This window comes from Pseudomonas sp. DF11 (assembly GCF_058148565.1).
This window is the reverse complement of record NZ_JBYVYN010000001.1, coordinates 628521-643881: the sequence shown is the minus strand read 5'-3', so window position 1 is coordinate 643881 and position 15361 is coordinate 628521. Positions and strand designations below refer to the sequence as shown.

The window sequence follows — 15361 nt, the reverse complement described above, 5'->3', positions numbered from 1 at the left end:
AACATGAATAATACGACGTCCCACCAAGGACGCCTCAAATCCTTGCGCGCGGCAGGTATAGGCAATGCGCTCGAGTGGTTCGACTGGACGCTGTACGCAACCTTTTCGGTGTACCTGGCAAGCAACCTGTTCGACAAGACCGATGCCCGCTCGGCGATGCTCGCGACCCTTGCCGTGTTTGCGGTGGGGTTTGTCGCTCGTCCCATCGGCGGATGGTTGTTTGGCCGGCTGAGCGACCGATTGGGGCGCCGAACCATCATGGTGATCACGATGTTGCTACTGGCGATCAGCAGCCTTGGCATCGCGGTTATCCCTGACTACCAAAGCATTGGCCTGTATGCCTCGTTCGCGCTGCTGTTTTTTCGGCTCATGCAGGGGCTCGCCCATGGTGGTGAGACAGGGGTTTCCTACACTTATGTCGCCGAGATCGCCCCAAGCAAACACCGTGGCTTATGGTCCAGTTCAGTCTATGTTGGGGTGACGCTAGGGGTGATGGCGGCGACGGCCATGGCGGCGGCGTTGACCTGGCTGCTGGGCGCACAGGCCATGGGTGACTACGGCTGGCGGATCGGCTTTGCCATCGGTGGACTATTGGGTATCTATGCACTGTTTTTGCGCCGCGGTGCGCAAGAGTCTCACGTGTTCGTAGAGCAGCAGGGCCTGGCTCGGCCGCCGCGCAAATTGTCCAGGGGGGAGATGCTGCGAGTCGCGCGCAACATCGTCATGCTCGCAGCGGCCGCCAATGTCACCTACTACGCTTGGGTCACGTTTGGCGCTTCGACGGCGATCGCCCACGGCATGGACGCCACGGGTGCCTATATGGCCAGCCTCCTGGCGCAGATCCTCTGTGTGTGCTGGCTGCCAATCTGCGGAATGTTGTCTGATCGTTTCGGTCGCAAACCCATGGTCATTGCCTGGGGCCTGGGCGTGATCCTGCTGACTTATCCCATCTCGATAATGGTGACCACTGAACCCTACACGCTGTTCCTGGCTCAGGTCGTGGGCCTGGGTGCCTGGTCGTTGATCGCGGCGATTTTCCCCGCGGTGCTGTCGGAGCAGGTGCCGACCCAGGCGCGGGCGCAGGGCGTTGGGTTGGTGTCGTCGGTTTCGGTGGCGATCTTTGGCGGCACCGCCCCCTATCTGCATAGCTATCTGAGCGGCGCCGATCTTGGCTATCTGTACACCTGCTATCTCATGGGGTTGGGCCTGGTCACCGTCCTGGCAGGTTTTCTTATTGACGAAACGGCGGGTATCGATCTTGCGCACATCGAGGCGCCCGGCGCTCGAGTGGCTGCTGGCTCACGGCCGTCGATGGCCTCTCAGGATTAATCAATTGGCTTGCCGATCCGCGGGATCAAAGGAGTGCGATTCAATGAATTCAACAGACCTCAAGAACGCTACTGCACGAGGTGAACGACCGGGGGCGAGCGTGACCGTCAGCCAGACGTCGGGGCCACGTCAGGCCGCTCGCGAGATTTGGGTCGAAGTCCCTTCCGAGTCGGGCCCGGCAGCCGCTTGGTGCTACTCGGATCGCCGCTCCTATAGCCCGGGCGATTCGGTGCGCCTGTATCTGTCGTCGAACCGCCCGCAGGTGAGGCTCAGGATCTATCGTGATGGAGCCGTCGCTCGCACGCTGCATGAAACCGACAGCCTTGACGCTCGGTTCCTCCCGTTGCCCGAGCGTGCCTATGAGCATGGGTGCCAATGGCCCGTCTTTGTGCAATGGTCAATCCCGGCTGATGCCGAGCCGGGTGGTTATGTAGTGGAAGTGCGCGATAGCGCTGATAGCGTCCTCGGGCATCATCTGTTCATCGTCAAGACGGTGCGCAAGCGCGCCGAAGCCTTGGTGCTGGTCGCGGCAACATCGACCTGGGCCGCTTATAACGACTGGGGTGGCGCTAACCATTACTTCGGTCTGCACCCCGGCACGCCCCGCGGCCGCGCGCCGTTGCTGTCGGCACAGCGCCCCTGGGCGCGGGGACAGGTCTGGCTGCCCGAGGGTGCACCGCGTTCCGTCAACGCGACACGGCCACGCAAGCCCGGGCCGGCGCGCTACGAGTTCATCGAATGGGCATCCCTTAACGGCTACGCCAAGTACTACGCACTGGCGGGGTGGGCCTCCTACGAAAGACCTTTTGTTGTCTGGGCCGAACAGCAAGGCTACACGGTCGATATCCTGACCCAGGACGACTTGCATCATGACCCGCATGCGCTCGAGGGCTACACCTGCGCGGTGTTCGCGGGGCACGACGAGTACTGGACGCGGGAAATGCGCAACCATGTCGATGCCTTTGTCGAGGAGGGTGGCAAGGTCGCGCGCTTCGCCGGCAATTTCATGTGGCAGATTCGCCTGGAGGATGGGGGGCAGCGGCAAGTGGCCTACAAGTATGATGCTGGCGCGCTTGATCCTGTGGCAGCGACTGACCCTGGTCGGATGACGGGTGCCTGGGAAGATCCGAGGGTGGATCATCCCGGGGCGAGAACGTTTGGGGTCAATGCATTGCGGGGAATATACGGCGGCTTTGGGGCAATGGCACCGCGCAACCCGCGCGGGTATACCGTCTTCAGGCCTCAGCACTGGGCGTTTAGGGGCACGGGCCTGGGTTACGCGGACATGTTCGGAGACGAAGCCAACATTTTTGGCTATGAGGTGGATGGCCTGGAATACACTTTCGTCGAGGGGCTCCCAGAACCGCTCGGCACGGACGGTGCGCCCCGCGGATTGCAAATTCTTGCCATGGGCTGGGCGACCAATGCCGAGCACGGCCGCTGCGAGGATGCCTATTCATTCATGCTCGGCGATGGTGATGCCCGGTTTCGTGCTTCCATCCTGGCACCCGAGCTTAACGAGGCCAGCATCGATCGGCATAGTCGTGGGGCCGGCATGGTGGTGCATTTCCACAAAGGACGAGGAGAAGTCTTGACTGCCGCCACGTGCGAATGGGTCCATGGCCTTATGCAGGCAGATATTTACACCGTGATGATCACAAAAAACGTGCTCGATCGTTTCTTGCGCAATACGTAGGAGAGGCGCCGATTTCCTGGTCCTGTCCGAACAGTCCGACTGGGGGCGTGTAGCCTTGTACAACCGGTGGGCTTGACATCCCAGGGATATTGGAAGCGTCGCCGCATCCATCGCGGTACGTCCCATCACGACGAAAAGGAAGGTGCTCCATGCACAATGAAGAACTCAAGGCCTTATTCGACCAGCAAGCCGCCGGCTACGATAAGCAATGGGCGGGGATGGCACCCATTCGTGATGCCCTGTACATCCTGCTCGACGCTCTCTTCGCGCAGTTACCGGAGAATGCCCGGATACTCTGTGTCGGAGTGGGCACCGGTGCGGAACTGGTCCACCTGGCCGAGCGCTGCCCCGGTTGGCATTTCACTGCTGTCGACCCCTCGGGCACCATGCTCGATATCTGCCGGCAGAAAGCGCTACAAGGAGGCTTTCTTTCGCGTTGCAGCTTTCACCAAGGTTACCTTGACGCGCTGCCTGCCGAGCCTGGCCACGACGGTGCGACATGTTTTCTGGTGTCTCAGTTTTTGCTCGAGCCACAAGCCCGCATAGCGTTCTTCCACGAGATCGCCCGTCGGCTTAAGCCGGGCGGAGTACTGGCATCTGTCGATCTTGCCGCAGACATGGAATCGCCGGCCTATGAGACGCTGCTGCGCAATTGGATGACGTTGATGTCCTCGGCAGGCGTAACGCCGCAGATGCTGGAAAGAGCCCGTGCCGCCTACGCCCGAGACGTGGCTATCCTGCCGACACAGCAGGTCGCCGCCCTCATCGAGACGGCCGGGTTCGAGGCGCCGGTGCAATTCTTCCAGGCGGGGCTGATGCATGGGTGGTTTTGCCCGCGCAAGGCAGACATCGTCTTGAGTTAGGCGTGGCCTTCAACGCACGCGGTCGCGGCTTTGCGCGGCCAGGTCCAAGGCCTTTTGCATGTCCAATCGCGCCGAGCGGCCGACGTCTTTATCGTTGAGTTGGTAGCGGCGTTCCGACGGCAGGATGGGCGCGGTGAGGTCTTCGGCGTCCATCTGCTCGAAGTCGTGGTTGTCGCCGATGGTCATGGCGCTGCGGCGTAGCAGCATGCGCAGTTGTTCGGGCTGCAGTTGCGGGTTGATGGACAACATCGCCGCCAGCAGGCCCGCGACCATGGGGGTGGCGTAGGAGGTGCCGCAATGCACTGCGCTGTCCTGGTCGGCGCTGGTCGTCGAGGCGTGGGCGCAAGCGGCGGCGGTGATGTCGACGCGCATGTCGATGTTCGAGGAGCTGCGTTTGACCGCATAGGCCGGGTCGTCGACGCCGACATCGGTGTGCTCGCTGCGCTGGTGCCCGCCGACCACCAGCAATTGTTCGGTGATGAAGGAGGAGGGCAGGCGGTATTCATCGCTGCCCGAGAACGAAGATCCATTGCCGGCGGAGTTCACCACGATCACGTCGGGATGTTCCTTGCGCAACCAGAGGAAAAACTCCTCCAGCAGTTCTTCGTAGCCACCCATGGCAATGCCCGAGCGCAGCAGCGAGTCGACGTCATCGCCCTTGATGTCTTTGGCGCCGACGCGGTGGATGCCCCAGCTCCAGTTCAGCACGCGCACGCCGTCTTCCACGAGGTTGACCGAGGCGGCGATATTGGCGGTGATCCCGGCATCGGAATTGCGTTCGACGATGACCTCGAAGCCACCACTGGCCTTGTCCAGGCCACGGAGGAAGCCGGTGTTACCGCTGTCGTCCCAACGTGCGGCGAGGATGCCGGCGACGGTCGTGCCGTGGTTGTCCGGCTTGTCCGCGTCGCGCGCGTAGACACAGGTGCGCGGGGGCGAGCAGGCGCCGACGTTGTCTGCGAAATCCGTCGTGTCGAAATCCACATCGCGCTCGATCAGGCCGATGCGCACCGGTTGCGGTTGGATGGGCGGCTGTCGCCCGGGGATACGGCGTTGGTAATAGTTCACCGCGTCGAGAAAGCGATTCGCGGCCCACTCATCGGAGTCCAGGGCTGGCTTCTGCGGTTCTTCAGGATGGGCCGCGGCCTGCTCGGTTTCTTCGGCCGAGGACTCCTCGATCACCACAGCATCCACGCTGGTCTCGCTGCCCAGGCGCAGCACCAGGGCGTCGCGCTGCACCAGGTCCTTGGCCGGCAGGCGCAGCTGATACAGATTCAGGGGCGAGATGCTGCCGACCACTTTCGCCCCGTACTTCTGGGCCAGGCGCTCGGCTTCCTGGCGGCCATCACGGTCTTCTTCGACCAGCACGCTGACCAGGTCGACGTAAGTGGTCAGGCCGTCCATGTTCTTCGCCACTTCGTCCGGCCCGGCAGCCAGCACGTGACTGTTGCGCAGGGTCAGCCAGGCAGCATTACTGGCGCGCGGGCCGTCCTGCAGCCAGAGTGGGCCGCTCTGGTAATTGGCGCTGTCCAGGCGCAGGCGCAGGTTTTCCCCTTCACGCTGGACCGCATCTGTGGGTATCGCCTTTGCGCCCAGGTTCAATTGCGGCGTTCCGTCTCCCAGCCCGCGTACGGTCAGGCACCAGTCCTGGTGCTGGCTTTCCAGCAGGTCGCCGCAGCGGTTCAGGCTTTCCAGGCGCAGCGGTTCCGGCGCCGCGGCCGCTGTGCCGGCAGCCAAGGTAAACAACGTAACGAGGGCAACGGGTCGTAGGGGCATGAGCCAGATTTCTTTGCCGAGGGTCCTGTTGCTCCGACTGTTACGTTGCTCGCTTCGTTCAGCGGGATACGATACTCAGCGATGACTCCCCTGGTTCAGAAGCTCTCGAGGCGTGCTTCAACACCTGCTTGCCGCGCGAGTTCGATCATGGCTTCAACCTGGTCGGCATCGGTGATGAACCCCACGTATTCGTCGCCACCGGAGTCCAGGTGCAGGTAGCGTTTATCGAGCGCCGCCAGCCACTGGTCGAAACCCGCCAGCACCTGCGGCATCGATAGCGTGCCCTCATGCCGATAGGCGTAAGTCTCTTTCACCCCGCTGGCGCTGACCAGATAGGGCACCAGATACTCGAAACCATCGAAGCCTTTCCAGTCGACGCCGAGCAGAACCAAGTGTTCGAGCTTCTGCCCACGGTCTGCATCCAGCAATCCTTCCACCAGCGCCGTGGCAGGCTCCTGGCCCGAGCCGTAGATGCGCAGCACGCGCCTGACCAGCCTGGCACGTTCGGCTTCTGGCAGGCGGGCCAATAGGGCTTGGGCGAAGGCCTTGAGCCCGGAGCGATAGGGATGCAGCTCCCGCATGATCGCCGCGTCGCTGACAGCCGTTTCTTCCGGTGGCGGCAGGGTAAAGCGGCCGCCGAACAAGCGATCAAGAATGCCCATTTCCTTTCCTTAAGTCGTCCATTCTTTCCAGCCAAGCGTTATATGCGCTCAACGTGAACGCGATACGTGATGTCGCGATCAAAACTGTCTTCCGGGTTTTCGTAAGCTTCAAGCTCTTCCAAGAACCCTGTCCGCTCAAGGATCAGCAAATCCTCAAGGGTCCAATCGAACGGGAAGTCGCTGGTAAAGCTTTCACCTTGGTACTCAACCCAGTGAAAAACCGGGAAGGGCAGGTAACCGAGCCACTCTGATCGATAGGTGATCTCGTCGGATTCGCTACTCGTTACCACGGCGCGGATCTTGTGTTTGATAGCTTCCTGACGTTCATCCATGGTGTTTCGATCCTGATTGTTTACCACTGGCGCCCCAACCACCGCGCCTAGATAGACCTCTGGTTAACCCGCTTGGAGAGCGCTTCGGCGCTTTCCTTGCGCTCGGAGTAGCGGTCCACCAGGTAGCTTTCTCGGCCGCGCACCAGCAAGGTGAATTTCATCAGTTCCTCCATGACATCGACAACCCGGTCGTAATAGGAGGATGGCTTCATGCGCCCGGCTTCGTCGAACTCAAGGAAGGCTTTGGGCACGGAAGATTGATTGGGGATCGTGACCATGCGCATCCAACGACCGAGCACGCGAAGTTGGTTCACCGTGTTGAAGGATTGCGAGCCGCCGCACACCTGCATCACCGCCAACGTCTTGCCCTGTGAAGGACGCACCGCGCCCAGTGCGAGGGGGATCCAGTCGATCTGTGCCTTGAACACCGCCGACATCGAACCATGGCGTTCTGGCGAGCACCACACCTGGCCTTCCGACCACATCACCAGGTCGCGCAGTTCCTGCACCTTGGGGTGATCGACAGGCGCATCGTCCGGCAGCGGCAGCCCGGAGGGATCGAAGATTGCAGTTTCGGCGCCCATGAGGTCCAACAGGCGCGCCGCTTCGCGAGTCAGCAACTGGCTGAAGGAGCGCTCGCGGGTTGATCCGTATAGCAAAAGTATGCGCGGTTTGTGCTGTGGTTCTGCGCTTTTCGCGAGCTTTTCCGGTGTCGGTACGTCGAAGAGTGACAGGTCCAGATTTGGAAAATCATGCGGGGTCTCGCTTGAAAACTCGGTCATCACAAATTTCCGGAAGAGTGTTCGATATATGGAAAAATATATATTCGTATTTCCATATATTTATCGCAAGATACAATTTGACTGCCTGTCCGAATTTTTGTTGATGGCGAAGGGCTTCAAAGGGAGGTGGCAGCAGGAAGTTGACCCTGAAGAGCTAGGTTGAAACTTGAGATGGCAGCGAGGCGCGGCGGTTCTGACGCAGCGCTTCAAAGGTGCGCGGTAACGTGGATCAGCTTTCCGGGGACGCGACGGGGGCGTCGCTGGCTTCAGTCGCCAATTTCAGTCGGTCAGCTTTGCTGATGTACTTAGTCTTGCTTTTGGGGGCCAGCTTGGCACTGGCCTTTTTGGCGTTAGCCTTCAATAGCTGGTTTATTTTCTTGCGGCGATTCATGTTGTTTTGCTCGGTTTGTCAATTTCTTGATGTTATCAGCTTTGCGTTTTCTCAGGATTTTTCCTGAGGTTGGCAATGGGCTTCACGCGGCGCTCGATAATGATCGAGTCATTCGGGATCTCCAAGCGGATCGCCGTTTCCTCTGTGCGCATTTCAATGAGTGTCGAATTGCCAACGCCTCGGAAAATCACCGTCGCATTTTCAAAGCTTTTGTAGTTTTCCAAGGGGGAATCCTTGGGGGCGGGCAACAGGTTGGCGTAAGGTGGTTTTACCAGAATCGTTGCTCTTTCTATGCGTATTTGCGCGAAGCTCATCGCCGCTTGCAGCAAGTCTGAGGTCACGCCACCCATGAGCAGGGGCGTCAGCAGGATGACACCAGCGATCACCGTCCTGGTTTTCTTCAAACGTTTCATTTCGGCGTGGAGTTTCTCCACGGGATTTTCGGCGTCGGCGACCTCGGTTGCTGATGGCTGCGCCGCTTTTATTTTTTTGTTCTGCTCCAGATAGGCTGAGTAAACGATGTACTGGAAAATGGGCAGCAGGATGAGCTGAATGTGTTCCAGGGGAGCTCTGCGGGTCAGGAAATAAATGGTCACTGCGCCGCATACTCCAAAAAACACCGAGAAGAACGTTATCTTGGGGCGTTTGAATTCGAGTATCGGTTTCTTATCGCTGACTTTCCCCTGTAGCCAGGCGAAGCCTCTAAGCACGGGAATGAAGAGCGGGGAAAGCAACACCCCGGCCGCCGTAACGGAGATTGAAAAATAAACACAAACCAAGCCAAAGCAAAACGCCGCGACCAGAAATAACAAGCTGTCTCCAATGGATACACCCTGTGGGTAGTGCCCGTTGCTCAATAGATAACTGACGATGCAAGTGCCGCCAATCAATAATCCGATTTTTGCTGACAGGGAGAGCAGTTTTGTCGCGATATCAATCTGTTTTTCGAGTCCAGTAATTGCTTCCGGCATCATTGGCTCCTCCTTGATATTAAGCCCCAGACGGTCGTTTCTCGGACTTATCTGTCCGCAGATAGCATAGCGGTGCTTTCGTTCTTCGTGGCGGGTGAGTGCATGGAGGATTGGGGCGAGGCTGGCGAGTGCTTCCATGACATCCGGACGTAATCCGGGGCGCACTTGATTAGCGACGTCTAAAAGTTAAAGCGTCTTGAATGTTGGTCTTCAGACTGCCTTAAGACTTTATCCGCAGGCTGACAACATCGCTTCCCGGCGACCGGATTCGGGGCTGTCGAATGAGTCGGCAGTCCGTCAGACTTTCACGAGGCGCGTTATGACCCGCGATATTGCCGTTAGCCGTTATGGAAAGCTGTCAATGACCCTGCACTGGTTGATGCTGGCGCTGTTCGTTGGTGTGTATGCCTGCATCGAGATCAAGGGTTTGTTACCCCGTGGCAGCAGCGTGCGCAGCCTGTTCCTGGGGTTGCACGGGCTCTTCGGGTTGAGCATTTTTGCATTGGTTTGGGTCCGTCTGTTCGGACGCTTGACGCCGCGCCCGCCCGTCACACCCGCGCCGCCGGCCTGGCAGACGGGGGTTTCCCATTTAATGCATGTAGCCCTGTATGGCCTGATGATAGCGACTCCGGTGCTGGCCTGGTTGATGCTGGCCGCCGGAGGTAAGCCAGTGCCGTATTTCGGTTTCTTCTTGCCGGCTCCCGTGGCGGTGGATCCCGATTTGGCCAAACAGCTCAAGTATTGGCACGAATTGCTCGGCAGCAGCGGCTACTGGCTGATCGGTCTGCATGCGGCGGCGGGTCTGTTCCACCATTACTGGGTAGGTGACAATACTCTGGCCCGGATGCTGCCGGGGCGAAACCGCTCTTGATTACTCGGCTGGCGGGCGATGAATGCCGCGCTCGAAAATCCGCTCCTTGTCGAGCCGGCGGCAGTGGCCGGACCGAGCGTTGCGTGCCCGCCTGAAGAAGAGTTTGAACCGCACCCTAATGAAGGCCGGTTGGTATGCGCCCTGAAAGATTGGTATCCGCCGTTTCCAGGCTACTATCTGTACTACTCCAGCCGACGACAGCCTTCACCCGCGTTTGCATGGGGTGCCAATGCGTTGTGCAAAGCCATCCAAGAAAGGCGATTGAAAGTTCAGTGGGTGAACCAGGACTTGCGCATCGTCCCAGAGGCCAAGTTATCAAGTAGTCGCTTTCAGAACACGTTTCGTCGTCCATGTGCAATCGCCAACCCCCGGGAGTGGCAAGCTGTGAGGATGCCCCGGACCAGGTGCGCCAAAGACACCTGGCCGGAGAGCGAGAATGGCGATCGGATGTGCCACGCTACCGTGACGTGGGCCGGACGCCGCAGCCAAGACTCCGGACGGCCGCTGCTATACGGCGGTGTCGTTCGAGATGCCGAGGTACGTTTATGCCTGATGAGACGCTTCACCTGCCTTTGATCCATAGCGTGCTTGCGCGCGCAAAGGACACCCCCGGTGCCTTGCTGCCTATCCTCCATGCCATCCAGGCAGGTTGCGGGTATGTCCCCGACAGCGCCGTCCCGGAGATCGCCCACGCCCTCAACCTCAGCCAGGCTGAAGTGCGCGGGGTCATCAGCTTCTACCACGATTTCCGTACCACGCCGCCCGCGCGCCATACCCTGCGCCTGTGCCGGGCCGAATCCTGCAAGAGCATGGGCGCCGAAGCCTTGGCCGCGCAGTTGCGCGAGCAATTGGCGCTGGACGATCACGGCACCAGCGCCGATGGGAGCATCAGCTTGCGGCCAGTCTATTGCCTGGGCGCCTGCGTCTGCTCGCCGGCCCTGGAACTGGACGGGGAGTTGCATGCCCGGATCACGCCTGAACGTCTGCGTCAGTTGGTGAACGACTGTATGGAGGAGGGCGCATGCTGACGCTCTGTATCCCCCGCGATTCGGTGGCCCGTGCCGTGGGCGCGGACAAGGTGGCCGATGCGTTGGTCCGTGAGGCTGAACGCCGGCAACAGCCGCTGGAGGTGTTGCGCACCAGTTCCCGTGGCCTTTATTGGCTGGAGCCTTTGGTAGAGCTGGAGACGCCCGAAGGGCGCTTGGGTTTTGGTCCGGTCACGGCCCAAGACGTGCCGGGCCTGCTCGATGCGCTTGCGCATGATCCGGGCAGCCATCCTGCGGCCCTGGGGTTGGTGGAAGAGATTCCGTACCTGAAAAGCCAGCAACGCTTGTTGTTTGCCCGTGCCGGCATCACCCAGCCCTTGTCCCTCGATGATTACCGTGGCCGAGGCGGCTTCCTCGGCCTGGCCCGGTCCATCCAGATGGATGGCGCGGATGTCGTTGCCAGCGTGCTGGATTCCGGCCTGCGCGGTCGGGGCGGCGCGGCGTTCCCGGCGGGCATCAAGTGGCGTACCGTGCGCGATGCCGTGGGGGCACAGAAGTATGTGGTCTGTAACGCCGATGAAGGTGACTCCGGTACGTTCGCCGACCGCATGTTGATGGAAGGCGACCCCTTCCTGCTGATCGAAGGCATGATCATCGCCGGCATCGCCGTAGGTGCGACGATGGGCTACATCTACGTGCGTTCGGAATACCCGGCCGCCATCAGCACGCTGAACGAAGCGCTGGGCATTGCCCGTGACGCCGGTTACCTGGGGACGAACGTCAGCGGTAGCGGCTGCGCCTTCGACATTGAGGTTCGTGTGGGGGCGGGTGCCTATATCTGTGGCGAGGAAACGGCGCTGCTGGAGTCCCTGGAGGGCAAGCGCGGCACGGTTCGCGCCAAACCGCCATTGCCAGCCATTCAAGGCCTGTTCGGGCTGCCGACGCTGGTGCATAACGTGGTGACCCTGGCCTCGGTGCCGATCATCCTGGAGAAGGGCGCGCAGTTCTATCGCGACTTCGGCATGGGCCGTTCCCTGGGCACGATGCCGTTCCAACTGGCCGGTAACGTCCGTCACGGCGGCCTGGTGGAACGTGCCTTCGGCCTGAGTCTGCGCGAACTGGTGGAAGGCTATGGCGGCGGTACCGCCAGTGGTCGCCCGCTGAAGGCCGCACAGGTGGGTGGGCCGCTGGGCGCCTGGGTGCCGCCTGCGCAGTTCGATACGCCGCTGGACTATGAGGCGTTCGCCGCCATGGGCGCGATGCTCGGTCACGGTGGCGTGGTGGTTGCCGATGACAGCCTGGACATGGCCCAGATGGCCCGGTTTGCCTTGCAGTTCTGCGCCGAGGAGTCCTGCGGCAAGTGCACGCCATGCCGGATCGGCTCCACCCGTGGGGTGGAAGTGGTGGATCGCTTGATCGCCAGCACGGAAGTGGGTGCTCGCCAGGAACAGGCCCTGCTGCTGCAGGATCTGTGTGACACCCTGCAATACGGTTCGCTCTGTGCCCTCGGTGGGATGACCTCCTACCCTGTCGCCAGCGCCCTCAAGCATTTCCCTGCCGACTTCGGTCTGGCGACCACGGAGGCCGACCAATGATCAACATCTTCGACCCCAGCACCGATATCGACCTGGGCACCCCGGCGCGTGACAGCGACGTGCAGGTCAGCCTGACCATCGACGGGCGCGAAATCAGCGTTCCCTCCGGCACCTCGGTCATGCGTGCCGCCGCCATGCTCGGCACCACCATTCCCAAGCTCTGCGCCACCGACAGCCTGGAAGCCTTCGGCTCCTGCCGCATGTGCCTGGTGGAGATCGACGGCATGCGCGGCTATCCCGCGTCCTGCACCACGCCGGTCACCGATGGCATGGTGGTTCGCACGCAAACCTCCAAGCTCGCCACGCTGCGGCGCAACGTGATGGAGCTGTACATTTCCGACCACCCGCTGGACTGCCTGACATGTCCAGCGAACGGCAACTGCGAATTGCAGACCGTGGCGGGGCAGGTGGGCCTGCGTGAAGTGCGCTACGGCTACGAAGGCGCCAATCACCTGGCCGAGGCCAAGGACGTTTCCAACCCGTATTTCGACTACGACCCGAGCAAGTGCATCGTGTGCAGCCGCTGCGTGCGCGCCTGCGAGGAAATCCAGGGCACCTTCGCCCTGACCATCAGCGGACGTGGCTTCGATTCCCGGGTGGAAGCGGCCGGCGGTGACAACTTCCTCGATTCCGAATGCGTGTCTTGCGGTGCCTGCGTGCAGGCGTGTCCGACGGCGACTTTGATCGACAAGAGCGTCGTGGAGGTCGGCCAGCCGGAGCGCAGTGTCATTACCACGTGTGCCTACTGCGGCGTGGGTTGTTCGTTCCGCGCCGAGATGAAAGGCGAGCAACTGGTGCGCATGGTCCCGGACAAAAATGGCCAGGCCAACCACGGTCATTCCTGCGTCAAGGGCCGTTTCGCCTGGGGCTACGCCACGCACCCGGACCGCATCACCAAGCCGATGATCCGCAAGCACATCAACGACCCGTGGCAGGAAGTCAGTTGGGACGAGGCGGTCACTTACGCCGCCAGCGAACTTCGCCGGATCCAGCTCAAGTACGGGCGCGACTCCATCGGTGGTATCACCTCCAGCCGCTGCACCAACGAAGAAACCTACCTGGTGCAGAAACTGGTACGCACCGCGTTTGGTAACAACAACGTCGACACTTGTGCCCGTGTCTGCCATTCGCCCACCGGTTACGGTCTCAAGCAGACCTTGGGCGAATCCGCCGGGACCCAGAATTTCGACTCGGTGATGAAGGCCGACGTCATCCTGGTGATGGGTGCCAACCCCACTGACGCGCACCCGGTGTTCGGCTCCCAGCTCAAGCGGCGCCTGCGCCAGGGCGCACGGCTGATCGTCATTGACCCGCGTCGTATCGATCTGGTGGATTCGCCTCACGCCCGCGCCGACCTGCACTTGCAACTGCGCCCGGGTACCAACGTGGCGATGCTCAACGCGCTGGCCCATGTGATTGCCACCGAAGGCTTGATAGACCAGCCTTTTGTCGAGGCGCGCTGCGAGGCGGCGGACTTCGCTCGCTGGCGTGATTTCGTCAGCCTGGCGGAAAACTCCCCCGAGGTCCTGGGCCCGGTGTGTGGCGTGCCTGCCGAGCAGATCCGCGCCGCCGCACGGCTCTACGCCACCGGAGGCAACGCGGCCATTTACTACGGCCTCGGCGTCACCGAGCACAGCCAAGGCAGTACCTCGGTCATGGGCATCGCCAACCTGGCCATGGCGACCGGCAACATCGGTCGCGAAGGTGTCGGGGTGAACCCGCTGCGTGGACAGAACAACGTCCAGGGTTCCTGCGACATGGGCTCGTTCCCTCACGAGCTGCCGGGCTATCGGCATATTTCCAACGAAACGGTGCGCGCCCAGTTCGAACAGGCATGGAACGTGACCTTGCAACCCGATCCGGGCCTGCGCATTCCGAACATGTTCGAGGCGGCCCTGGACGGCACTTTCAAGGCGCTTTATTGCCAAGGCGAGGACATTGCCCAGAGCGATCCCAATACCCAACACGTGACGGCCGCCCTGAGTGCCATGGAGTGCGTGGTGGTGCAGGACATCTTCCTCAACGAGACGGCCAAGTTCGCCCACGTGTTCCTGCCGGGCAGTTCGTTCCTTGAGAAGGACGGCACCTTCACCAACGCCGAACGCCGCATCTCTCGTGTTCGCAAGGTGATGGACCCGTTGGCCGGCAAGGCCGACTGGGAAGCCACCATCGCCCTGGCCGACGCCCTGGGCTACAAGATGCACTACAATCACCCTTCGGAAATCATGGATGAAATCGCCCGCCTGACGCCGACCTTCACCCGCGTCAGCTACGCCGAACTGGATCGTCACGGCAGCCTGCAGTGGCCTTGCAACGATGCCGCGCCGGACGGTACGCCGACCATGCACATCGAGCAGTTCGTGCGCGGCAAGGGCCGCTTCATGCTCACCGGCTACGTGCCCACCGAGGAGAAGGTCAACAACCGCTATCCGCTGCTGCTGACCACCGGCCGCATCCTCAGCCAGTACAACGTCGGCGCCCAGACCCGGCGCACCGACAACGTGGCCTGGCACGAGGAAGACCGGTTGGAGATTCATCCAACCGATGCCGAGAACCGCGGGATTGTCGATGGCGACTGGGTCGGTATCGGCAGTCGTGCCGGGCAGACCGTACTGCGGGCGAAGGTGACCGAGCGGGTGGCGCCGGGTGTGGTCTACACCACGTTCCACTTCCCTGAATCGGGCGCCAACGTGATTACCACCGACAACTCCGACTGGGCCACCAACTGCCCGGAATACAAGGTGACGGCGGTCGAAATCGTGCGGGTCAGCCAGCCTTCGGAATGGCAGAAGCGTTACCAGGCCTTCAGTGATGAACAAAGCCGCTTGCTGAGGGAACGCCGCCATGCCGAAAAAGCCGAGGTGCGTCAATGAGTTCTGAAAGCCTGATCAAGATGGCCAACCAGATCGGTCAGTACTTCGCCAGCGAGCCAGACAAGGCGGTGGCGGTGCGTGGTGTGTACCAGCACATCAAGAGCTTCTGGACGCCGGCCATGTGTCGCGAGTTGATGGCCTGGCAAACGAAACATCCCGACGCTGTCCTGCACCCGCTGGTGTTGGCGGCATTGACGGAGTTTGAAAAAGCGGCCTAGTGGTAGGCGCAAAGTC

Annotated in this window: 14 protein-coding genes and 1 pseudogene; 9 read left to right on the top strand and 6 right to left on the bottom strand. The window is 61.2% G+C overall.

The window, feature by feature from the left end; genetic code table 11:
* The first annotated feature begins 3 nt into the window (after positions 1–3).
* The 3 genes from AC30D9_RS02670 (at position 4) to AC30D9_RS02660 (ending at position 3888) form a co-directional block, all read left to right on the top strand.
* A complete protein-coding gene (locus AC30D9_RS02670; protein ID WP_490143361.1) occupies positions 4–1329 on the top strand; it encodes an MFS transporter in 1326 nt (441 codons plus the stop codon).
* 43 nt (positions 1330–1372) lie between these two features.
* Positions 1373–3025 carry a N,N-dimethylformamidase beta subunit family domain-containing protein gene (locus AC30D9_RS02665; RefSeq protein ID WP_490143360.1) on the top strand — a complete coding sequence of 551 codons (1653 nt, stop codon included), beginning with the start codon at positions 1373–1375 and terminating at the stop codon, positions 3023–3025.
* 149 nt (positions 3026–3174) lie between these two features.
* Positions 3175–3888: a class I SAM-dependent methyltransferase gene (locus tag AC30D9_RS02660; RefSeq protein WP_307572048.1), complete on the top strand. Its 714-nt coding sequence runs from the start codon at positions 3175–3177 to the stop codon at positions 3886–3888.
* 9 nt (positions 3889–3897) lie between these two features.
* Here the strand turns inward: AC30D9_RS02660 and AC30D9_RS02655 are convergent, their stop codons facing one another.
* The 6 genes from AC30D9_RS02655 to AC30D9_RS02630 form a co-directional block, all read right to left on the bottom strand.
* Positions 3898–5664, bottom strand: a complete 1767-nt coding sequence (locus AC30D9_RS02655; RefSeq protein ID WP_490143359.1) for a S8/S53 family peptidase — start codon at positions 5662–5664, stop codon at positions 3898–3900.
* Positions 5665–5759: 95 nt separating this feature from the next.
* Entirely contained in the window at positions 5760–6326 is a 567-nt protein-coding gene (locus AC30D9_RS02650) for a DUF6630 family protein (RefSeq protein ID WP_307572050.1), read from the bottom strand.
* A 38-nt stretch (positions 6327–6364) separates the two neighbouring features.
* Complete coding sequence (locus tag AC30D9_RS02645; protein ID WP_490143358.1) at positions 6365–6658, bottom strand: hypothetical protein; 294 nt, start codon at positions 6656–6658, stop codon at positions 6365–6367.
* Positions 6659–6705: 47 nt separating this feature from the next.
* Positions 6706–7440: an arsenical resistance protein ArsH gene (gene arsH, locus AC30D9_RS02640; protein WP_490143357.1), complete on the bottom strand. Its 735-nt coding sequence runs from the start codon at positions 7438–7440 to the stop codon at positions 6706–6708.
* A gap of 229 nt (positions 7441–7669) precedes the next feature.
* Positions 7670–7831, bottom strand: a complete 162-nt coding sequence (locus AC30D9_RS02635; RefSeq protein ID WP_116832582.1) for a DUF2986 domain-containing protein — start codon at positions 7829–7831, stop codon at positions 7670–7672.
* Between the two features lie 35 nt (positions 7832–7866).
* The gene (locus tag AC30D9_RS02630; protein WP_490143356.1) at positions 7867–8940 is read right to left on the bottom strand and encodes a hypothetical protein; all 1074 of its coding nucleotides are present in this window, start codon (positions 8938–8940) and stop codon (positions 7867–7869) included.
* Between the two features lie 181 nt (positions 8941–9121).
* Between AC30D9_RS02630 and AC30D9_RS02625 the strand changes: the two genes are divergently transcribed.
* The 6 genes and pseudogenes from AC30D9_RS02625 to AC30D9_RS02600 all read left to right on the top strand — a co-directional run bounded on the left by AC30D9_RS02625 (position 9122) and on the right by AC30D9_RS02600 (position 15345).
* On the top strand, positions 9122–9673 hold the full coding sequence (locus AC30D9_RS02625; protein WP_134924569.1) for a cytochrome b: 552 nt from the start codon (positions 9122–9124) through the stop codon (positions 9671–9673).
* A gap of 57 nt (positions 9674–9730) precedes the next feature.
* Positions 9731–9919, top strand: a pseudogene (locus AC30D9_RS02620) (LysR family transcriptional regulator); the annotation flags it as partial.
* A 299-nt stretch (positions 9920–10218) separates the two neighbouring features.
* Positions 10219–10701 carry a formate dehydrogenase subunit gamma gene (locus tag AC30D9_RS02615; RefSeq protein WP_307572053.1) on the top strand — a complete coding sequence of 161 codons (483 nt, stop codon included), beginning with the start codon at positions 10219–10221 and terminating at the stop codon, positions 10699–10701.
* Complete coding sequence (locus tag AC30D9_RS02610) at positions 10695–12254, top strand: formate dehydrogenase beta subunit (RefSeq protein WP_307572055.1); 1560 nt, start codon at positions 10695–10697, stop codon at positions 12252–12254. The genes AC30D9_RS02615 and AC30D9_RS02610 overlap by 7 nt, the downstream gene beginning before the upstream one ends.
* Positions 12251–15127, top strand: coding sequence for a formate dehydrogenase subunit alpha (gene fdhF, locus AC30D9_RS02605; RefSeq protein WP_307572056.1), 2877 nt, complete (start codon positions 12251–12253; stop codon positions 15125–15127). Before AC30D9_RS02610 ends, fdhF begins: the two co-directional genes overlap by 4 nt.
* The gene (locus AC30D9_RS02600; protein ID WP_134924566.1) at positions 15124–15345 is read left to right on the top strand and encodes a formate dehydrogenase subunit delta; all 222 of its coding nucleotides are present in this window, start codon (positions 15124–15126) and stop codon (positions 15343–15345) included. The genes fdhF and AC30D9_RS02600 overlap by 4 nt, the downstream gene beginning before the upstream one ends.
* The last annotated feature ends 16 nt before the right edge of the window (positions 15346–15361 follow it).